Source organism: Reyranella humidisoli (assembly GCF_019039055.1).
In the GTDB taxonomy this organism is placed as follows: domain Bacteria; phylum Pseudomonadota; class Alphaproteobacteria; order Reyranellales; family Reyranellaceae; genus Reyranella; species Reyranella humidisoli.
Genome location: NZ_JAHOPB010000002.1, coordinates 317,545 through 336,063 on the forward strand (window position 1 = coordinate 317,545; position 18,519 = coordinate 336,063).

Here is an 18,519-nt window from a genome sequence, read left to right on the forward strand (position 1 = left end):
GAAATAGATGGTGAAGCGCGTGCGCGGCTCGACCTCCGGCCGCCCCATCATGGCGCTGCTCGACCTGCTGGGCCGGCGCTGGACCCTGCGTATCGTATGGGAGCTGCGTGAGGATCCGCGTCGCTTCCGCGAACTGCAGGACCTGATCGGCGCCAGCCCTACCATCGTAAACACGCGCCTCGCGGAACTACGCGAGGCGAAGCTGGTCGAACTCGACGAGGCGGTTGGCTACCGCCTCACGGATCTTGGAAACGAACTGCTGAAGCTGTTCCTGCCGCTGCACGTCTGGTCGGAGAAGTGGGCCAGAGCCGTGCGCTGACTATTTCAGGAAAGGATTATCCGCTCCGCGGCCCTTGCGGCGGGGCGGGAACTGCTCGGCGAGATAGTCGAGAATCTCGACCCGTTCCTCGGCCTTGATCGGCGGCATGCGGTGCTTCTCGACCATCAGGTCGAGTGTCGAGTCCCACAGTTCGCGCGTCAGGCCCTGCGCCTTGATCAGCGCCACGCCGTGACAGGCCGTGCACGTGTAGAACGTCAGCTCGCGGTTCTTGCCCTCGGGCAGGTCCTCGACCTTGTCGTTGTGCGGTGGCGGCTTGCCCTTGTCGGGATCGACGGCCGCCGCCGCGACCTTGGGCGCCGGCGGCACATAGACGTACTGGTCCTTGCGCAGTTCGCCGGCGCGGTCGAAGGCGAGCAACAGGAACGTCGCCGTCAGGCCGATGACGGCGGCGTGGATGATGTTGATCTGGCTCAAGATTCGACGAGCACCCGGATGCGGTTGATCGGGTTGGCGCCGTAGCCCTGCGGATTCCAGTTGGCGGCCTGGAAGGGCTGGGTCACGCCCTTGCTGTCGGTCGCCTTGGCCCACACTTCGTAATAGCCCGTCGTCGGCAGCTCGATCGACGCGCTGAAGTTCTGCCAGGCATACTTGTTGGCCGGCGCATCGACCTTGGCCGGCTTCCAGGTGACGCCGTAGTCGGTCGAGATGTCGACGGTCTTGATGTCGAAGTCGCCGGCCCAGGCATGGCCACGCAGGTCGAGCTTGCGCGAGGTAAGCTTCGAGCCGTCGGCCGGGAAGGTGATGACCGAGCGGACCGGCATCGATTCCAGGATCGCCATGTCCTTCTCGTTGCCCTTGCTGCCGGGCACGATCGGCGTCTTCGGCACGCGGTAGGAGAAGCCGCCCATGCCGGGACCGTCATGCTCCTTGTCGCGCACCCAGATCCGGTTGAGCCACTTGGTCGAAACCGAAGCGGGCCAGCCCGGGATGACGAGGCGGACCGGCGCGCCATGGATCAGCGGCATGTCCTGGCCGTTGAGCTTGAAGGCGATCAGCGAGTGCTCCTCCATCGCCTTGGCGATCGGCACGCCGCGCGAGATGCTGGGCTTGTCGGTGTCGCCGGCCAGCGTCGGATCGGCGCCGTAGCTGCCGATATAGACCGCCGAGGATTTCAGGCCAGCCGACTTCAGCACGTCGGCGAGGCGCACGCCGGTCCACATCGGGCAGCCCGCGCCGCCATTGGTCCACTGGTTGCCGCGGGCATCGGGCGAGAAGAAGGAGCGGCCGTTGCCGCCGCATTCCAGCATGAGCTGATAGGTGACGGCGGGGAACTTGCTCATGAGGTCGCCGACGGTGATCTCGAGCGGCGTGTTGACCTCGCCGTCGATCTTGACCTTCCACGCCTTGGGATCGCCCGTGACGTCCGGAACCTGTCCGTTGTTGCGGATGAAGAGCTTGTTGGTCGGGGTGACGTTGTCGTCGAGCAGCTCGGCCTGCGTCTCGGCGACGAGCGGCTTGTCGCCGAGCACCGCGAGCTTGGCCTTGCCCTCCATCTCGAGCAGCTTCGGCCCCTTGGCGGCTGCCGGCGCGCCCTGTGCCAGAGCGGAACCGACGGGCGGCAGCGAGGCCCCCAGAGACGCACCGACAGTGGCCATACCGACCCCTTTCAGTACATTACGACGCGATGCCTTGGACGTTCCGGAGCGCAGCATTTTTTCCTCCCTGACCGGGGATTCTTAGCTCAAACTTTCCGCCGCGTCAGCCAGCCGGACAGGATCAGTGCACAGGCCGCGACCGTCACGACGATTGTCGCGAGCACGTTGATCTGGGGGTCGACGCCGAGGCGGACGCTGGAATAGACGCGCATCGGCAGCGTTTGCGACTGCGCCCCGGCGACGAACTGGGTCAGGATCAGGTCGTCCAGCGACAAGGTGAAGGCCAGCAGCCAGCCCGAGCCGATGGCCGGGGCGATCAACGGAAGGGTGATGGTGCGGAAGGTCACCCAGGGCGTGGCGCCGAGGTCCATCGCCGCTTCTTCCAGCGCGCGGTCGAAATCGGCGAGGCGGGCCTGCACGACGATGGCCACGAAGGCGATCGAGAACGTCGTGTGGGCGATGGCGATGGTGAGGAAGCCGCGGTCCGGTCCGCCGAAGAGTCTCTCCGAGCCCACGAACAGCAGCAGCATCGAGATGCCCATCACCACTTCGGGCATCACCATGGGCGCCACCACGAGACTGCCGAACAGCGTGCGGCCGGGGAAGCGCGGTGCGCGCACAAGCGCATAGCCGGCGGCAAGCCCCAGCAACGCGGCACCGGTCGCGCTCACCAGCGCGATGCGCAGCGACAGCCAGGCGGCGTCGAGCATCGCCTCGTTGGCGAATAGCGCCTGCCACCATTTCAGGGAGAAGCCCGACCAGACGGTGACGAGACGCGACTCGTTGAACGAATAGACGATCACCAGCGCGATCGGCAGGTAGAGGAAGGCATAGCCGAAAGCCAGCATGCCGAAGGCGAAGCGGGCGCGCCCGATCACGCGACGCTCGTCACGTGCGCCGCTCCAGGCTGCGCGCCTGGTTGCGCTGGAAGAGGGCGATCGGCCCGACCAGCAGTACCAGCAGGCAGACGGCGACGGCGGAAGCGAGCGGCCAGTCGCCGTTGGTGAAGAACTCGTCCCATAGGACCTTGCCGATCATCAGCGTCTCGGTGCCGCCCAGCAAATCGGGGATCACGAACTCGCCGACGGCCGGGATGAATACGAGGAGGCAGCCGGCGACGATGCCGGGCAGCGACAGCGGCAGGGTGACGGTGAGGAAAGCCGCGAAGGGCTTTGCGCCGAGATCGGCCGCGGCTTCGAGCAGGCTGTCGTCGAGTTTTTCCAGCGTCGCGTAGAGCGGCAGGACCATGAACGGCAGGTAGGCGTAGACGATGCCCAGATGCACCGCCCATTCGGTGCCGAGGATCGTGCCGGGATTGGCGGCGAGGCCGGTCCAGCGCAGGAACTGCTCGATCAGCCCGTTGTCGGCCAGCAGACCCATCCAGGCATAGATGCGGATCAGGAACGAGGTCCAGAAGGGCAGCACGACCAGCATCAGCAGCAAGGGCCGCCGTTGCGGCGCGGCTCGGGCGATGGCGTAGGCCATGGGATAGCCGAGCAGCAGCGCGACCAGGGTCGAGGTTGCTGCGATCCTGATCGAGGAGAGCCAGGCCGCGAGATACAGATCGTCGGAGAAGAGGAGCGCGAAACTCTTGAAATTCAGGCCCAACTCGACCGGCGGCACCGAGTCGGGCGCGTTGATGCCGAGCGCGATCGCCAGCACCAGAAGGCAAGGCAGCAGGAAGAAGAGGCCGAGCCACAGGAAGGGCAGCCCGATGACGAACCGCATCGTCTAAGCCTCCAGCCTCTGGCCAGCCTCGTCGGCCCAGCCCAGCCACACTTGTTGGCCACGGACGAAGGTTTCGCCGGTGGTGCGGCTGCCGTTGGTGGTCGAGACGATCATCGTGCCGTGGGCTTCGGTGGCGACGTGATAGAGCGAACGGTCGCCCTCGTAGGCCACGTCGACGATTCTCCCGGCCACCGCCTGCGGCAGGTCCGGCCGCGCGGCCGCGAGCGCGATCTTCTCCGGCCGAAGCGCCATCCAGCCGCCGCCCGGCAGAGCCAGGATGTTGGCGATGCCGATGAAGTCGGCCACGAAGCGCGAGGCCGGGTGCTCGTAGACTTCGTGCGGCGTGCCGATCTGGACGATGCGGCCGGCATTCATGACGGCGAGCCGCGTTGCCATCGACATCGCCTCTTCCTGGTCGTGCGTCACCATCACGAAGGTGAGGCCGAGTTGTTCCTGCAAGCGCACCATCTCGAACCGCGTGGCCTCGCGCAGCTTGCGGTCGAGCGCGGCCAGCGGTTCGTCGAGCAGCAGGAGCTTCGGCCGCTTCACCAGCGCCCGTGCGAGCGCCACCCGCTGGCGCTGGCCGCCGGAGAGCTGCGACGGCTTTCGCTTCGCGTGGTCGTCGAGATGCACCAGCTTCAGGATCTCCGCGACGCGCGTGGCGATCTCGGGCGCCTTCACCCCGTCGCGACGCAGCCCGTAGCCCACGTTCGTTGCTACATCCATGTGCGGGAACAGGGCGTAGGACTGGAACATCATGTTCACCGGCCGCCGGTAGGGCGGTACATCGGTCATGTCCTGTCCGTCGATGAACAGCCGGCCTTCGTCGGGCGTCTCGAAGCCCGCCAGCATGCGAAGCAAGGTGGTCTTGCCGCAGCCCGAGCCGCCCAGCAGCGCGAACAGCTCGCCGCGCGCGATCTCCAGGTCGACGCGATCGACGGCGACGATCGGCCCGAAGCGCCTGGTCAGCCCCTCGATGCGGACGATCGGTCCTGAATTCAATTCAGCGACCCGTCTTCACCGAGGTCCACAGCCGCGTACGTTCGCGCGTCTGCTCGGCCGTTCCGGCGGTGATGGTGTAGAAACGGGCCCGCACGGCCTGCGGCGGATAGATCAGCGGATTCTCCGAGATGTCCTTGGGCAGCAGCGCGAAGGCCGCCTTGTTGCCGTTCGCGTAGCCGGTGAGCTCGCTCGACGCGGCGGCGACCTTGGCTTCCAGCATGAAGTCCATGAAGCGATAGGCGTTGGCCTGGTTGGGCGCATCCTTGGGAATGGCGACAACGTCGATCCACAGCATCGCGCCTTCCCTGGGGATCGCGTATTCGATGTCGACCTTATTGGCCGCCTTGGCGCCACGATCGCGCGCCTGGAAGACGTCGCCGGAGAAACCGAAGGCGAGGCAGATGTTCCCGCCGGCCAGCGCGTTGATGTACTCCGAGGAATGGAACTTGCGGACATACGGCCGCACGGCCTTCACCACGTCGGCGGCCTTGGCGAGATCCTCGGGCTTCTTCGAATCGGGATCGAGGCCGAGATACTTGAGCGCGGCCGGCAGCATGTCGGTGGCGCTGTCGAGCAGCATCACGCCGCAATCCTGAAACTTCGAGACGACCGCCGGATCGAAGATCATGCGCAGCGAATCGACCGGCGCATCTGGCATGCGCTTCCTGATCTCCGCCACGTTGTAGCCGATGCCGATCGTGCCCCACATCCAGGGTACGGCATGGGCGTTGCCGGGATCGTAGGCGGCCAGTGCCGTCATGATCTCGGGGTCGAGGTTCTTCCAGTTCTTCAGCTTCGACTTGTCGAGGGGCAGGAAGATGTTGGCCTGGAGTTGCCGCACGAAGAACGGCGAGGCGGTCGGCACGACAATGTCATAGCCCGACTTGCCGGTGCGCAGCTTGGCGTCGAGGATCTCGTTGCTGTCATAGGTCGTGTAGTTGACCTTGATGCCGGTATCCCTGGCGAAGTCCTTGATCTGGTCCTCGGCGATATAGTCCGACCAATTGTAGACGTTCACCTGGCCCTGGGCGAAAGCCGGCAGCGCAAAGGCAGAGGCAAGCAAGGAGGCAACGGCAAGCAGACGCATCGGCAACTCCGCAGGATCAGACGCCAAGATACCTGTGCTGCAGGTCCTTGTCCCCGGCCAGGGCCTGGGACGAGCCGGCCCAGACGACGCGGCCTTTCTCGACGATATGGTGGCGGTCGGCGAGGGGAATGAGCGCCGACACGTTCTTGTCGATGACGAGGATCGCCTGGCCCTCGGCCTTGAGCCGGCCGAGACAGGACCAGATTTCCTGCCGGATCAACGGCGCCAGCCCCTCCGTCGCCTCGTCGAGGATCAGCAGCTTGGGATTGGTCATCAGCGCGCGGCCGATCGCCAGCATCTGCTGCTCGCCGCCGGAGAGCTGGTTGCCCATGTTGCGCTGGCGCTCGGCCAAGCGCGGGAAGAACTCGAAGACGCGCGCGATGGTCCAGGGACTGGGACGGCCGGTACGGTTGGCGCTGGCGGCCACGAGATTCTCGCGCACCGAGAGATTGGGGAATATCTGGCGGCCTTCCGGTACGAGACCGATGCCCAGCCGCGCGATGCGGAAGGCGGGCAGTCCTTCGACCCTGTTGCCTTCGAACTCGACCGTGCCGCGCCGGGCCGGCAGCAGGCCCATGATCGTATGCACGGTCGTGGTCTTGCCCATGCCGTTACGGCCCATCAGGGTCACGACCTGGCCGGCCTCGATCGCCAGTTCCATGCCGAATAGCGCCTGGCTCGGCCCATAGAAGGCGTCGAGGTCGCGGACCCTCAGCATCAGGGCGACTCCTCGCCGAGATAGGCCTGCCGCACCTCGGCATTGGCGCGGATCTGGTCGGGCGTGCCGCTGGCGATGGCACGGCCGTAGACCAGCACGGTGATGCGGTCGGCGAGCTGGAACACCGCGTCCATGTCGTGCTCGATCAGCAGCATGGCGTGCTTCTGCTTCAGCGCCCGCAGGAAACCGATCAGACGCTGGCTCTCTTCGACGCCCATGCCGGCCATCGGCTCGTCGAGCAGCAACAGGGTGGGCTCGCCGGCCAGCGCCATGGCGATCTCGAGCTGGCGCTGCTCGCCGTGGCTGAGCGACGCGGCGAGGATGCCGGAGCGGCCGCCGAGCCCGACCCCGTCGAGCAGGTGACGCGCGGGCGCACGCAAGGTCTCGTCCCGGCGAGCGTCGGCGAGGAAGCGGAAGGAATGGCCGGCATGGCCCTGCACGGCCAGCGCCACGTTCTCCAGCGCCGTGAACTCGCGCAGTACCGAGGTGATCTGGAAGGAGCGGCCGAGGCCCAGCCGCACGCGCGCATGGGTGGGCAGCCGGGTGATGTCCTGGCCGGCGAAGTGGATGGTGCCCGAATCCGGCGCGACGACACCGGTGAGCTGGTGGACCAGCGTGGTCTTGCCCGCGCCGTTCGGCCCGATCAGCGCATGGATCTCGCCCGGCCGGACGTCGATCGAGACATTGTCGGTGGCGAGCAGCCCGCCGTAGCGTTTCACCAGGAGTTCGGTGCGCAGCAGCGGCCCCGTCATGGCTGGTTCAGTCATGGCGGCGCCCCAGCAGCGAATCGATGCCGCCGCGCGCGTAGAGCGCGATCAGGACCAGCAGCGGGCCGAACACGATCATCCAGTACTCGCCCCAGCCCTTGTGGGCGAGGTTGAGGATCGGCGGCAACGCTTCCTCCAGTACAAAGAAGGCGATGGTGCCGTAGAGCGGGCCGAACAGCGTACCCATGCCGCCCAGCACGATGATGACGATGAGATCGCCCGACTTCATCCACGACATCATGGCGGGTGAAATGTAGGCGCCTTCGTTGGCGAGCAGGATGCCCGAAAGCCCGCCGAACGCGCCGGAGATGGTGAAAGCGGCCAGCCGGTAGCGGAACACCGGAAAGCCCAGCGCCATCATGCGCAGTTCGTTTGATTTGGCGCCGCGGATCACCAGGCCGAACCGGGAGTTGGCGTAGCGGCTGCAGAACCACAGGCTGCCGCAGAGTAGCGCAAAGCAGACCCAGTAGAAATTCGCCTTGTCGCGCAGGTCGATCAGGCCGGGGAAGCGGCTGCGGCTGATGTTGAGCCCGTCGTCGCCGCCATAGGCTTCGAGGCCGCTGCCCACGTAGTAGACGAGTTGGGCGAAGGCGAGCGTGATCATGATGAAGTAGAGGCCGCGTGTCCTGAGCGACAGCGCGCCGATCAGGACAGCCCACACCGTCGCGGCCAAGATCGCGACCGGCCACTGGATCCAGCCGCTGGAGACACCGTGCGCCGACAGGATACCGACCGCATAGCCGCCGATGCCGAAGAACATCGCGTGGCCGAAACTCACCAGCCCGCCATAGCCCAGGATCATGTTGAGGCTGACGGCGGCGATCGACCAGATGACGATACGCGTGCCGATCGAGAGGAGATAGCGCTGGTCGAAGGCCTGGGTGAGTAGCGGCAGGGCCGCCATCACCAGCAGGATCAGCGCCGTTGCAAGGCCACGCGGCGTGCGAAGGGCCGCGATCATGTGCGCTGGCCGAACAGGCCGGTCGGCCGCCACACCAGCACGGCGGCCATCAGCACATAGACCAGCACCTGCGAGATGGCCGGCGCGGCGCTCGAGGCAGCGCTGGAACTCATGAAGGTCTTCAGCATGTCCGGCAGGAAGGCGCGACCCACGATGTCGATCTGGCCGACCACCATCGCGGCGATGAAGGCGCCCTTGATGGAGCCGATGCCGCCGATGACGATGATCACCAGCGCGAGGATCAGGATGTCGTCGCCCATGCCGATCCGCACCGAGGCGATGGGCGCCGCCATCAGGCCGGCCAGCCCCGCGAATACGGCACCCAGGCCGAACACGAGGCTGAACAGCAGCTCGATGTTGACGCCCAGGGCGCCGATCATGCGGCGGTTGGAGGCGCCGGCGCGGATCAGCATGCCGAGCCGCGTGCGTGCCACCAGCCAGGCCAGCAGGATCGCGACCGCGGCGCCGACCACGATGATGGCGAAGCGGTAGGCGGGGTAGGGAACGCCCGGCAGTATCTCGATGGTGCGGTTCAGGAAGGTCGGCACCGCGATGCTCTTGCCGCCGGCCCCCCAGAGCGCGCGCACCAGCTCGTTGAAAAACAGGATCAAGCCGAAGGTCGCCAGCACCTGGGTGAGATGATCGCGCGCATAGAGCCGCCGGATCACGATGATCTCGACGGCGACGCCCACCAGGAAGGTCGCGGGCAGCGCCAGCAGCGCGCCCAGCACGAACGAGTCCGTGACGCCGATCAGGGTCCAGGCGATGTAGGCGCCGATCATGTAGAGCGAGCCGTGCGCCAGATTGACCAGGTCCATGATGCCCAGGGTCAGCGTCAGCCCGGCGGCGAGCAGGAACATCAGCAGGCCGAGCTGCACGCCGTTCAGCACCTGTAGCAGCAGATATTCCATCTGTTCCTCAAACAAAACGGGAGCGCGTCGCCGCGCTCCCGAATTCCTTTCCTCCCCAGTCATCTGGGGAGGTGTCAGCGTCTTCGCTGACGGAGGGGTCAGAAGACTTGACCCCTCCGTCGCCGTGAGACGGCGACACCTCCCCATCTGAATGGGGAGGAAAACGATCTCACTTCATCGGGCACTTTTCGGCGAAGGGATCGACCGCGTTCTTCACGGCGGTGGCGATGGTCTTCACCGTCATCATGCCTTGCGGATCCTTGACGGCTTCCTGGATGTAGAAGTTCTGGATCGGGAAGTTGTTGTTGCCGAACTTGAAGTCGCCGCGGACCGACTTGAAGTTGGCCTTCTTCATCTCGGCGCGGACCTTGTCCTTGTTCGACAGGTCGCCCTTCAGCGCGTCGGCGGCCGAGGCCATCAGCATGATCGCGTCGTAGCTCTGCGCGCCGTAATAGGACGGGTAGACGCCGTGCTTCTTCTTGAAGTCCTCGACGTACTTCTTGTTGGCCTCGCCCGGCAGGTCGTTGACCCACTCCTGCGCGCCCAGCGTGCCGAGCGCCAGATCGCCCTGCTGCGGCAGCGTGATCGCGTCGATCGAGAACACCTGGTAGAGCGGCACGGTCTTGTTGAGGCCCGACTGCGCCCACTGCTTCACGAACTGAACGCCGTGCGCGCCGGGATAGAAGATGAAGATGCCATCCGGCTTGGCGGCGGCGATCTTGGTCAGCTCGGCCGAGAAGTCGAGCTGGTCGGGCCACTTGGTGAAGTCCTCGCTGACGATCTTGCCCTTGTAGGTGCGCTTGACGCCCGCGAGCATGTCCTTGCCCGCGGCATAATTCGGACCGACCAGGTAAAGGCTCTTCACGCCCTTGGTGTTGAGATAGTCGCCCATCGCCATCGGCGTCTGGTCGTTCTGCCACGAGGTCGAGAAGAAGTTCTTGTTGCAGAGTTCGCCCGCGATCGCCGAGGGGCCGGCATTGGCCGAGATCAGGATCGTGTCACCCTCGTCGACGACGGTCTTGAGCGAGGCCAGCAGCACGTTCGACCAGATGTAGCCGGAGATGAAGTTCACCTTGTCCTGCTGGACGAGCTTCTCTGAGCGCGCCTTGCCGACGTCCGGCTTGAACTGGTCGTCCTCGTAGATGATCTCGAAGGGCTTGCCGCCCATCTTGCCGCCGAGATGCTCCTTGGCCAACTCGACCGAGCGGCGCATGTCCTCGCCGATGGCGGCCTGCGGCCCCGAAAACGTGCTGACGAAGCCGACCTTGATCGGGCTCTGGGCCACGGCCGGCAGGCCGAATGCCATTGCCGCCGCAATTGTTGCGGTGCCAAACAATTTGTTCTTCATGAGCCGACGCTCCCTGTTTCCCTTGTTTGTATAAAAGCTGAAAAAACAGGCCCCAACAACGGCATATTGGATGCCGCGCCGGCCGCCGGCTTTCCTTCAGCCGCGCAGTTTGAAGCGCTGGATCTTGCCCGTGGCGGTCTTGGGCAGTTCCGGGACGTACTCGATCCACCTTGGATACTTGTAGGGGGCGAGCGTCCGCTTGCAGTGCGCCATCAGGGCGTCCGTCAGGGCGGCGCCTGCGTCGCCCGGCTGCTTCAGGACGACGATCGCCTTGGGCTTGATCAGTGACTGTTCGTCGGTCTGGCCGACCACCGCGGCTTCGAGGACGGCCGGATGCCCGATCAGGCAGTTCTCGATTTCGACGGGTGAGCACCAGATGCCGCCGACCTTGAGCATGTCGTCGCTGCGACCCTCGTAGATGAAGTAGCCGTCCTCGTCCTCGCGATAGGTGTCGCCGGTGTTCAGCCAGCCGTTCACCATCGTCTCGGCCGTCTTCTCGGGCTTGTTCCAGTAATACCTGGCGGCCGACTCCGCCTTGATCCACAACCGGCCGCTCTCGCCCTTGGCAACGGGATCGCCGTTCTCATCCAGGATGCGGGCCTCGTAGCCCGGCACCGGCTTACCGCTGGTGCCGGGCCGGTAGTCGTCGAGCCGGTTGCCGATGAAGATGTGCAGCGCTTCGGTCGAGCCGATGCCGTCGAGAATGATCGTGCCGGTCTGTTCCTTCCAGCGGCGGAACATGTCGCCGGGCAGCGCCTCGCCCGCCGAGACGCAGGCGCGCAGGGAGGAGAGATCGCGTTTCTGCGTTTCCAGCGCCGCGAGCTGGGCGGCGTAGAGGGTCGGCACGCCGTAATAGATCGTCGGCTTGAAGGTCTCGATGTTCGAGAAGGTCGTGTCGGGCGTCGGCCGCCGGTCGTCGAGAATGGCGGTGCCGCCAACCCAGAGCGGGAACGTCATGCCGTTTCCCAGCCCATAGGCAAAGAAGAGCTTGGCGGCGGAGTAGCTGATGTCGTTCTCGCCGATCCCCAGCACGCGCACGCCGTAGAGTTCGCTGGTCACGACCATGTCGCGTTGCGCATGGACGGCGCCCTTGGGGCGGCCGGTCGAACCGGACGAGTAGAGCCAGAAACAGTCGTCCTCGGGCGCGGCGAGGCGGGGTTCGAGGACAGAAGAGGCCTTCGCCATCCCTGCAAGGAAGGTGTCGACCGTCATCGATTGGGGCGCCTTGGCGCCGAGCTGCTTGAGGGCCGGCACGATCTCGACCGTGAATTCCGAGGAATAGACGACGAGACCACAGCCGGAATCCTCGACCATGTAGGCGTAGTCCGGCGCGCGCAGCAGTGTGTTCGGGGGTACCGGTACGATGCCCGCCTTGATGGCCCCCCAGAACAGATAGAAGAAGGCCGGGCAGTCCTTCACCACCATGAGCAGCCGGTCGCCGGGCGCCAGCCCGCTTGCGAGGAGCGCATTGCCCGCCCGGTTCACCTGCTCGGCCAGCTCCGAATAGCTCACCGTTTCCTGCGCCGTGCGGATCGCCGCCTTTGCGCCGCGACCTTCGCCGACATGCCGGTCGATGAAGGGGACGACCACGTTGAAGCGGGTCGGCAGTTCGACCGAATGGGCCGGGGAGAAGGAAATGCCTGACGGAAGCGCCATTGGGGGCCCTGAAGGGGTTGATCGAACTCCATCGATACTGATCAGCCGGCCGACTCGCAACGCATGGGCGGGTTCGGCGTTAAGGCAGCCAGATCCCAGGAACCTAGACCGATGAACCAAGGTATTGTCTTCGCACTCGCTACCACCGTCCTGGCAGTGGCCGTGGCAGGTGCTCATGTAGTGGCGCCGCTGCCCGATGGCATGCAGCGCGGTACCGCCACGGCCGCAACCGGGGCGCAAACCCTCCAGGCTTCCTCCGGCCAGACTCCTTCGGCGAAACCGGTCCTTGGCGAGACGCGACAGGCGCCGGTGCCGCTTCTCATGCGTGAGAGGCTCCCCGTTGCGGCGCCCGTCGTCGAAACGGCCTCGGCGGGTATGCCTGCCCCGCAGGCTCCCGCAGTCAATGCCGAAAAGAACGGCTTTGCCAGGGGCGCCATTGAAGCGGACGGATATAAGTTCGTGGGGACGATTGCGCCCGGTCCCGACGGAACCTGGCGCGCGCGGGCCTTGCGCGGGAAAACCGAAGTCCTCCTGACCGTCGATCGCGAGGGGCGCGTCTCAACGGATTGAGACAGCGATCTCTCAACGTCGCGTTCGGCGCATTTCGGTGCAACCGATTGGCAGTGTCCACGTTCTTTCGATGCGGCCTTTGGCGGTTCAAGTAACCGTCCCTCTCCCCCGAGGGGCTGCAGGAGCCCGTCCTGGTCGCCCAGGGCGGGCTTTCCATTTTCGCTGGTCGACAAAGCAAACGCCCGCCGATGCATCGGCGGGCGTTTCGCGGCAGTAGAGCGGCTTACTGGAAGCGGATGTTTACCCGGCGCCCGGTCGGGTCGGCGACCCCGTCGCCGGCCTGGACGAGCGGTCTGGTTGGCGTGGGCCGGACCGTGATCGCTTCTGCAGGGGCGCCCTGGCGGATGAGTTCCTGTTTCACGGCGTTAGCACGATCGGCGGGTCCTTCGATCTGAACCGATGCCGAGTTCGCGGCGTCGGCGGCGCTTCGGATGGTCTCCATCGCTGACGCGGGAACGTACGTGTCGCTGATTCCCATGAACACTATCTGATCGGAGACCAGCGCATTGGGTGCCGACGCGAGGTCCTGACTCATGGCCGTGACGGCGTCAGGGCGAGACCCGCGAGGACGACGACAGAGCTGAGTGTTCGCATGATTTTTCTCCTTCCGTGGGCTGGTTGAGCGCAGATGACACGGTGAATGTTTCGTCTGAATTTCGTGCAACGATCGGCCATCGAAAGCGTTCAGTTTGGTTGCTGACACGCATTGCATCGAAAATGAAATTGCCCGGCTGATTTTTGCCTGAGGATTGCTTGCGTGTGCGCGAAGCCTGCGGCGTCGTTCGGCAGGATTTGCTAAGATGAGGCATGGAGATTCTCATCATCGTGGCCGTGTGTACCTTGGGCGGCGCTGCCTGGGGATGGTGGCGGGGCACGCAAAACATCGAGAACCCGCCGGACAAGTACGACTTTCCGGGAGGGATGACGCGCCGGGAGCATCTTGGCCAGCTCACCAAGAAGCATCGGAGGCGAAGACTTCCTCTCACGATCGGCGCCGGTCTGGCGGCGGGTACTGCTGCCTTTGTCGCGCTTCTGGCATTCGCCGTCTTCAAGCGCTGAGGCGGCGGAACGGTCTTCGCCGGCTTGCTGTTTCTGGCCGTGTCGCGCACCATGTGCGGGAACAACAAATGTAAGAGGGCGGGCGATGTCGGAAGAACGAAAGAAAGTTTTCCAGCGCTTTCAGGAGCGTCTGGCGCATCTCGAATCGGGCGCCCTTGCGGGGCCGGCACACTGGCACATTTTTCACCTGCACAACGCGCTGAAGGTGCTCCCCGACGATCACACCGCCGCCGACCTCCATCTCGACGAGTTCGACCGCGCAGAAATGGCGAGAGAAATGCCCGAACTCGCCGTCGACCAGGCGCCGAGCGTCGCGGAAATCCGCAACCGGTTCGACATGCTGGCGGGCGGCACCCTCTAGCCGCTGGCCCGCAAGATCGAGGCCGGGTCCAACGGCCGCAGCAAGATCACGATCTTCCCCGCAATGCAGTTGGGCGACGCGCCGCCGCAGCTTTACGTCCCGGCGCGCAACGGTTTCGCCGACATCGTTCGCCTCGGCCTGGCAACGGTGCGCCTGCTGACGTGAGATGCTGCCATGTTAGAACTCGTCGCATGGAGCCTCTGAAGAACTGCCCCCGCGAGACGCTGGCCGCCGTGCGCGGCGTACTGACGGACATCGACGACACCGTCTCCACCGAAGGCACGTTGTCCGCCGCTGCCTATGGCGCCCTTGAAACCCTGAAGAAGGCCGGCTTGCTGGTCGTGCCGGTGACCGGCCGTCCGGCCGGCTGGTGCGACCACATCGCGCGCTTCTGGCACGTCGATGCCGTGGTCGGCGAAAATGGCGCTTTCTGGATGTGGCACGACCACGGGCAGAAGCGGCTGCGCACGCGCTTCATCCAGTCCGACTCCGAGCGCGCCGAAGGCAGGGCCAGGCTGGAGCGGGTGCGGGAGGACGTCCTGCGGGAGGTGCCGGGTGCCGGTATCGCGTCCGACCAGCCTTATCGCGTGGCCGACCTCGCCGTGGATTTCCGCGAAGACGTGCCGCCGCTGTCGCCTGCCGACATCCAGCGCATCGTGGAGATTTTCGAGCGCCACGGTGCCCATGCCAAGGTGAGTTCGATTCACGTCAACGGCTGGTTCGGCGACTACGACAAACTGACGACCAGCCGCGCGATGATGCAGGAACTGTTCGGTATCGACCTGGCGGCCGAACGCGGGAACTACGTCTTTGCGGGCGATTCGCCCAACGACGCACCGATGTTCGGCTGGTTCACCAACGCCGTCGGCGTGGCCAACGTCGCCGACTTCGCGGACCGCCTGCAACATCGGCCGCGCTGGATCACCGTGGGCCGATCGGGCGCGGGTTTCGTCGAACTCGCCGAGGCGCTGCTCGCGGCGCGACGGTAGTCAACGCGCTGGCGGTGGTGGCGGACCGATCAGCAGGGACCCGTAGTGGGCGACGCTGTCGCCCTGGCTCCACACGCCGATGGCGCCGGCCTGGACCAGCGTTCGATCGCTGATGCCGAAGAGCGGTTTGCCGTCGAGCGCGACCTCGATGCGGTCGTTGGCGGCGATGACGCGCAGCGAATGCCATTTGCCGAGTTCGACCGGGGCTTCCTTGGTGCTGAGCTGGCTGCGCTTGCCCTTGTCCATTCGGTAGAGGCGCACCGAGTTGTCCCGGGCGTTCACCCGCACGACGTAGTAGTCGCTGGCGCTCTGCGCCCGGAACATGAAGCCGGCCACCTGGTCGCGGGAACCCGAGATGATCTTGAAGCGCAGTGTCGCGTCGAAGTCGCGTCCCTGCGCCTGCTCGGAGATGCACAGGGGGAAGCGCTGGTCGGTGGCATCCGGCTCGCTCTCGACCAAAGCCCAGCCGTCCGGTCCGCCCGGGTCGGCGATCGCACGCCAGTCGGCGGGACGACCGATGCCCGTCTTCCCCTGGGTACAGGCGACGCGACCGTCGGGGGTCGTCAGCGGCACGACGAGTTGTGCCGAGGCGGGCAGGGTGGCGAACAGGAGGGGCAGCGCGAGAAGCAGGGATCGCATGGGCGCAGACTAGCAAAAAACCGCGCGCGCTTGACCGAAGATGCGGGAGGGAGGAGTTTACGCGCGGCCATATTTCGGACGAATTTTTCACGGGGGAAACACATGCGTCTTTGCACCATCCTGAGCGGCGGCAAGCCGGCCGTCGGCGTCAAGCTGGGCGACGGCAAGATCGTCGATCTCAGCAAGCAGATGCCGCGCGGGCCGAAGTCCGTCGTCGAGATCCTCGCGGGCGGCAAGAAGCTGCAGCAGGCGGTGCTCAAGGCCTGCGCCAAGGTCAAGCCGGGCGCCACCGTGTCGGAGAAGTCGGCCAAGTACCTGACGCCGATCCCCGCCCCCGGCAAGATCCTCTGCATCGGCCTCAACTACCGCAAGCACGCCGAGGAGACCGGCAGCCCGATCCCGACCTATCCGGTCGTGTTCACCCGCTTCAACAACACGCTGGTCCCGCACAACGGCAAGATGCTGTCGACCACCCACTCGAAGGAATTCGACTGGGAAGCCGAACTGACCATCGTGATCGGCAAGAAGTGCCGCAACGTGCCGAAGGAGAAGGCGCTCTCGGTGATTGCCGGCTATGCCTGCTTCAACGACGGTTCGATCCGCGACTGGCAGCGCAAGTCGGGCGGCCAGTTCACGCTGGGCAAGAACTTCGACGGCACCGGCGGCTTCGGCCCCGACATCGTGACGGCGGACGAACTGCCCAAGGGCGCCGCGCCGCTGCGCATCTCGACCCGCGTCAACGGCGTCACCATGCAGGACAGCAACACCGACGACCTGATCTTCGACGTGCCGACGCTGGTGCATGAGCTCAGCAAGTGCATGACGCTCGATCCGGGCGACATCATCATCACCGGCACGCCGTCGGGCGTGGCGATGGCCCGCAAGCCGCAGCCCTGGCTGAAGCCGGGCGATGTCTGCGAAGTCGAGATCGAAGGCATTGGCACACTGCGCAACACGATCGCCCAGGGCGGCTGAGCGCTCCCGTAATACCGGTTCGAAACCAACGGCGGCTCCTGCAGGGGCCGCCGTTTTGCTTTCGCGGTTAGCGTCGCGGCAGTTTGTCGAGGCCGCCGAGCATGAGGGCGGTTGCGAATTCCGCCGCGCCGTCCGGGTCGACCGGATCCCGGGCGACCATGACCATGGAGATCTCGAAGGCGATGCCGGCCATGGACGCGCTGAGGTAGGAGACGTCGACATTGGGCAGGATGCCCCGGGAGATGGCCGACCGGATGTCGTCGTTCAGCGCCTTGGCGAGTGCCCGCACGTCGGGTTTGTCGAGCAGGGTGCGCACGGCGGTGAAGCTCGACCGGGCCAGCGCCAGAAGCTCCGGATCCTCGGCCAGGAAGTTGAAGTAGGCGGCATAGTGCAGGCGCACGAATTCCTCGGTTGAGGTCGCTTTGCCGCGGCCGTCGCGATGGCGCTGCAGCAACACACCGGTCAGCTCGCCGACGACGGCCTCGAAGATCTCGTCCTTGTCCTTGAAGTAGTTATAGAAGGTGCCCGAGGCGAGATCGGTGCGGCGCACGATGTCGCGGACGCTGGCCGCGCCATAGCCCATCTCGGCAAAAACGCCGCGAGCGGCCTTCAACAGTGCCGTGCGATTCTCCGCCTTGTTCTGTTCGCGGCGCCCGGCGCGTTCGCCGCGCACTTCGGTTGGTGTCGTGCCGTCGCCACCCATGATCCTCCGCTCCTCCCCAGGCCCCGTCATCGTCCAAGCTGCGCCAATTCGTGACGCACGCCGGCCACCATGTCGTCCATCGCCCGGGCCGCCGCGTGGACGGCCCCCCTCATGCCGATGAAGCCGTGTATGAGCGTCTCGAATTCGCGATGGATCGCCTTCACCCCGGCGGCTTGCAGGCGTCCGGCATAGGCCTGTCCCTCGTCGCGCAGCGGATCGAAGCCCGCGGTGAAGATCAGGGCCGGCGCCACGCCCGAGAGATCGGGCGAGCGCAACGGCGAGGCCCGAGGATCGTCGACTTCGGCAGCGCCCGGGCTGAGATAGTGCATGCGGAACCAGGCCATGTCGGCCTGGGTCAGCAGGAAGCCCTCGCCGCAGCTCTTGTGGGACGCGGTATCGCCGGCCATGTCGGTGGCGGGGTAGATCAGCCACTGCAGGCAGGGCGGATGGGGTTCGTGGCGCACGGTCTGGGCAACCACGGCGGCAAGGGCGCCACCCGCGGAATCTCCCGCCACGACGATGCGATCGTGATCGAGCCCGAGCGAGACCGCCTCGCCCGCCAGCCAGCGATAGGAGGCGACGGCATCGTCGACCGCGGCGGGGAACTTGTGTTCAGGCGCCAGCCGATAGTCGACCGAGACGACGGCGCAGCCCGAGCGCGCGCAAAAATAGCGGCAGGCGAGATCGTAGCCCTCGAGGCTGCCGATGACCCAGCCGCCGCCGTGGAAATACAGGATGGTCGGCAGCAGGCGCGCCACACTGTCGGCCGGCCGGTAGATGCGGATGCGCATCGGGCCGGCGGGGCCGGGCAGGGTGCGGTCGAGGATGGAGCTGACTGGCGCGGGCTTGCCGCCCAGTAACTGCATGAAGGCGTCGAAGTCCTCGCGCGCGTCCGCGACGCTCATCGTGTGCACGGCGGGCTGGCCGCCATAGGCGAGCAGCTTCAGGAACCATTGGATGCGGCCGTCCAGGGTGCGGCCGTCCACGCCGACCGGAGGGCCGGCCAGGATGTTGACCCAGGAAATCGGCATGCGCAGCGCCAGGTTGGCGACTTTGCCCTGCAGTTCCCGCGCGATCTCCTTCATGGACATGATCTGTACCTAGCACTGC

Annotated in this window: 22 protein-coding genes; 6 read left to right on the top strand and 16 right to left on the bottom strand. The window is 65.8% G+C overall.

The annotated features are described in order from the left end of the window. Positions 1-7 precede the first annotated feature (7 nt). Complete coding sequence (locus KQ910_RS19870) at positions 8-319, top strand: winged helix-turn-helix transcriptional regulator (protein WP_216964518.1); 312 nt, start codon at positions 8-10, stop codon at positions 317-319. On the opposite strand, the gene KQ910_RS19875 is transcribed toward KQ910_RS19870, so the two are convergent. The 12 genes from KQ910_RS19875 to KQ910_RS19930 form a co-directional block, all read right to left on the bottom strand. After that, positions 320-754 carry a hypothetical protein gene (locus KQ910_RS19875; RefSeq protein WP_216964520.1) on the bottom strand — a complete coding sequence of 145 codons (435 nt, stop codon included), beginning with the start codon at positions 752-754 and terminating at the stop codon, positions 320-322. Then, positions 751-1,935 (bottom strand): sulfite oxidase, encoded by a 1,185-nt coding sequence (locus tag KQ910_RS19880; RefSeq protein WP_229600830.1) that lies wholly within the window; start codon positions 1,933-1,935, stop codon positions 751-753. Before KQ910_RS19880 ends, KQ910_RS19875 begins: the two co-directional genes overlap by 4 nt. Before the next feature lie 86 nt (positions 1,936-2,021). Further along, a complete protein-coding gene (locus KQ910_RS19885) occupies positions 2,022-2,783 on the bottom strand; it encodes an ABC transporter permease (protein WP_216965794.1) in 762 nt (253 codons plus the stop codon). 40 nt (positions 2,784-2,823) lie between these two features. Continuing rightward, entirely contained in the window at positions 2,824-3,663 is an 840-nt protein-coding gene (locus KQ910_RS19890; RefSeq protein WP_216964522.1) for an ABC transporter permease, read from the bottom strand. Between the two features lie 3 nt (positions 3,664-3,666). Further along, the gene (locus KQ910_RS19895; RefSeq protein ID WP_216964523.1) at positions 3,667-4,665 is read right to left on the bottom strand and encodes an ABC transporter ATP-binding protein; all 999 of its coding nucleotides are present in this window, start codon (positions 4,663-4,665) and stop codon (positions 3,667-3,669) included. Between the two features lies 1 nt (position 4,666). Then, the gene (locus KQ910_RS19900) at positions 4,667-5,752 is read right to left on the bottom strand and encodes a polyamine ABC transporter substrate-binding protein (protein ID WP_216964524.1); all 1,086 of its coding nucleotides are present in this window, start codon (positions 5,750-5,752) and stop codon (positions 4,667-4,669) included. Between the two features lie 16 nt (positions 5,753-5,768). Next, on the bottom strand, positions 5,769-6,470 hold the full coding sequence (locus tag KQ910_RS19905) for an ABC transporter ATP-binding protein (RefSeq protein WP_216964525.1): 702 nt from the start codon (positions 6,468-6,470) through the stop codon (positions 5,769-5,771). Continuing rightward, a complete protein-coding gene (locus KQ910_RS19910; protein ID WP_216965796.1) occupies positions 6,470-7,222 on the bottom strand; it encodes an ABC transporter ATP-binding protein in 753 nt (250 codons plus the stop codon). The genes KQ910_RS19905 and KQ910_RS19910 overlap by 1 nt, the downstream gene beginning before the upstream one ends. A gap of 7 nt (positions 7,223-7,229) precedes the next feature. Then, positions 7,230-8,198 (bottom strand): branched-chain amino acid ABC transporter permease, encoded by a 969-nt coding sequence (locus KQ910_RS19915; RefSeq protein ID WP_216964526.1) that lies wholly within the window; start codon positions 8,196-8,198, stop codon positions 7,230-7,232. Then, a complete protein-coding gene (locus tag KQ910_RS19920) occupies positions 8,195-9,109 on the bottom strand; it encodes a branched-chain amino acid ABC transporter permease (RefSeq protein WP_216964528.1) in 915 nt (304 codons plus the stop codon). Before KQ910_RS19920 ends, KQ910_RS19915 begins: the two co-directional genes overlap by 4 nt. A 169-nt stretch (positions 9,110-9,278) precedes the next feature. Next, positions 9,279-10,457, bottom strand: a complete 1,179-nt coding sequence (locus tag KQ910_RS19925; protein WP_439653332.1) for an ABC transporter substrate-binding protein — start codon at positions 10,455-10,457, stop codon at positions 9,279-9,281. Positions 10,458-10,553: 96 nt separating this feature from the next. Then, positions 10,554-12,113 carry a benzoate-CoA ligase family protein gene (locus KQ910_RS19930; RefSeq protein WP_216964530.1) on the bottom strand — a complete coding sequence of 520 codons (1,560 nt, stop codon included), beginning with the start codon at positions 12,111-12,113 and terminating at the stop codon, positions 10,554-10,556. 111 nt (positions 12,114-12,224) lie between these two features. On the opposite strand from KQ910_RS19930, the gene KQ910_RS19935 reads away from it, so the two are divergent. Beyond that, positions 12,225-12,683, top strand: coding sequence for a hypothetical protein (locus KQ910_RS19935; RefSeq protein ID WP_216964531.1), 459 nt, complete (start codon positions 12,225-12,227; stop codon positions 12,681-12,683). Between the two features lie 223 nt (positions 12,684-12,906). Here KQ910_RS19935 and KQ910_RS19940 read toward each other — a convergent pair whose 3' ends face one another. Then, positions 12,907-13,218 (bottom strand): OmpA family protein, encoded by a 312-nt coding sequence (locus tag KQ910_RS19940; protein ID WP_216964533.1) that lies wholly within the window; start codon positions 13,216-13,218, stop codon positions 12,907-12,909. Between the two features lie 272 nt (positions 13,219-13,490). On the opposite strand from KQ910_RS19940, the gene KQ910_RS19945 reads away from it, so the two are divergent. The 3 genes from KQ910_RS19945 to KQ910_RS19955 all read left to right on the top strand — a co-directional run bounded on the left by KQ910_RS19945 (position 13,491) and on the right by KQ910_RS19955 (position 15,092). Continuing rightward, on the top strand, positions 13,491-13,742 hold the full coding sequence (locus KQ910_RS19945) for a hypothetical protein (RefSeq protein ID WP_216964535.1): 252 nt from the start codon (positions 13,491-13,493) through the stop codon (positions 13,740-13,742). A gap of 85 nt (positions 13,743-13,827) precedes the next feature. Then, positions 13,828-14,103, top strand: a complete 276-nt coding sequence (locus KQ910_RS19950) for a hypothetical protein (protein WP_216964537.1) — start codon at positions 13,828-13,830, stop codon at positions 14,101-14,103. A gap of 191 nt (positions 14,104-14,294) precedes the next feature. Next, positions 14,295-15,092, top strand: a complete 798-nt coding sequence (locus KQ910_RS19955) for an HAD-IIB family hydrolase (protein ID WP_216964539.1) — start codon at positions 14,295-14,297, stop codon at positions 15,090-15,092. Here the strand turns inward: KQ910_RS19955 and KQ910_RS19960 are convergent, their stop codons facing one another. After that, positions 15,093-15,731: a 3-keto-alpha-glucoside-1,2-lyase-like domain-containing protein gene (locus KQ910_RS19960; protein WP_216964540.1), complete on the bottom strand. Its 639-nt coding sequence runs from the start codon at positions 15,729-15,731 to the stop codon at positions 15,093-15,095. Between the two features lie 102 nt (positions 15,732-15,833). Between KQ910_RS19960 and KQ910_RS19965 the strand changes: the two genes are divergently transcribed. Continuing rightward, entirely contained in the window at positions 15,834-16,706 is an 873-nt protein-coding gene (locus KQ910_RS19965) for a fumarylacetoacetate hydrolase family protein (protein ID WP_216964543.1), read from the top strand. Between the two features lie 67 nt (positions 16,707-16,773). Here KQ910_RS19965 and KQ910_RS19970 read toward each other — a convergent pair whose 3' ends face one another. Both KQ910_RS19970 and lipP1 read right to left on the bottom strand, forming a co-directional pair. Then, complete coding sequence (locus KQ910_RS19970; RefSeq protein WP_216964545.1) at positions 16,774-17,409, bottom strand: TetR/AcrR family transcriptional regulator; 636 nt, start codon at positions 17,407-17,409, stop codon at positions 16,774-16,776. Positions 17,410-17,435: 26 nt separating this feature from the next. Continuing rightward, positions 17,436-18,500 carry a LipP1 family hormone-sensitive lipase gene (gene lipP1, locus KQ910_RS19975; protein ID WP_216964547.1) on the bottom strand — a complete coding sequence of 355 codons (1,065 nt, stop codon included), beginning with the start codon at positions 18,498-18,500 and terminating at the stop codon, positions 17,436-17,438. Between the last annotated feature and the right edge of the window lie 19 nt (positions 18,501-18,519).

Bases quoted from the DNA above. Each gene is read 5' to 3' on its own strand.
- KQ910_RS19935 (WP_216964531.1), top strand. From the start codon at position 12,225: ATGAACCAAGGTATTGTCTTCGCACTCGCTACCACCGTCCTGGCAGTG.
- KQ910_RS19970 (WP_216964545.1), bottom strand. From the start codon at position 17,409: ATGGGTGGCGACGGCACGACACCAACCGAAGTGCGCGGCGAACGCGCC.
- KQ910_RS19945 (WP_216964535.1), top strand. From the start codon at position 13,491: ATGGAGATTCTCATCATCGTGGCCGTGTGTACCTTGGGCGGCGCTGCC.
- KQ910_RS19940 (WP_216964533.1), bottom strand. From the start codon at position 13,218: ATGAGTCAGGACCTCGCGTCGGCACCCAATGCGCTGGTCTCCGATCAG.
- KQ910_RS19955 (WP_216964539.1), top strand. From the start codon at position 14,295: ATGGAGCCTCTGAAGAACTGCCCCCGCGAGACGCTGGCCGCCGTGCGC.
- KQ910_RS19950 (WP_216964537.1), top strand. From the start codon at position 13,828: ATGTCGGAAGAACGAAAGAAAGTTTTCCAGCGCTTTCAGGAGCGTCTG.
- KQ910_RS19905 (WP_216964525.1), bottom strand. From the start codon at position 6,470: ATGCTGAGGGTCCGCGACCTCGACGCCTTCTATGGGCCGAGCCAGGCG.
- lipP1 (WP_216964547.1), bottom strand. From the start codon at position 18,500: ATGTCCATGAAGGAGATCGCGCGGGAACTGCAGGGCAAAGTCGCCAAC.
- KQ910_RS19870 (WP_216964518.1), top strand. From the start codon at position 8: ATGGTGAAGCGCGTGCGCGGCTCGACCTCCGGCCGCCCCATCATGGCG.
- KQ910_RS19890 (WP_216964522.1), bottom strand. From the start codon at position 3,663: ATGCGGTTCGTCATCGGGCTGCCCTTCCTGTGGCTCGGCCTCTTCTTC.
- KQ910_RS19960 (WP_216964540.1), bottom strand. From the start codon at position 15,731: ATGCGATCCCTGCTTCTCGCGCTGCCCCTCCTGTTCGCCACCCTGCCC.
- KQ910_RS19880 (WP_229600830.1), bottom strand. From the start codon at position 1,935: ATGGCCACTGTCGGTGCGTCTCTGGGGGCCTCGCTGCCGCCCGTCGGT.
- KQ910_RS19920 (WP_216964528.1), bottom strand. From the start codon at position 9,109: ATGGAATATCTGCTGCTACAGGTGCTGAACGGCGTGCAGCTCGGCCTG.
- KQ910_RS19885 (WP_216965794.1), bottom strand. From the start codon at position 2,783: ATGCTGGCTTTCGGCTATGCCTTCCTCTACCTGCCGATCGCGCTGGTG.
- KQ910_RS19965 (WP_216964543.1), top strand. From the start codon at position 15,834: ATGCGTCTTTGCACCATCCTGAGCGGCGGCAAGCCGGCCGTCGGCGTC.
- KQ910_RS19910 (WP_216965796.1), bottom strand. From the start codon at position 7,222: ATGACGGGGCCGCTGCTGCGCACCGAACTCCTGGTGAAACGCTACGGC.
- KQ910_RS19900 (WP_216964524.1), bottom strand. From the start codon at position 5,752: ATGCGTCTGCTTGCCGTTGCCTCCTTGCTTGCCTCTGCCTTTGCGCTG.
- KQ910_RS19925 (WP_439653332.1), bottom strand. From the start codon at position 10,457: ATGAAGAACAAATTGTTTGGCACCGCAACAATTGCGGCGGCAATGGCA.
- KQ910_RS19915 (WP_216964526.1), bottom strand. From the start codon at position 8,198: ATGATCGCGGCCCTTCGCACGCCGCGTGGCCTTGCAACGGCGCTGATC.
- KQ910_RS19930 (WP_216964530.1), bottom strand. From the start codon at position 12,113: ATGGCGCTTCCGTCAGGCATTTCCTTCTCCCCGGCCCATTCGGTCGAA.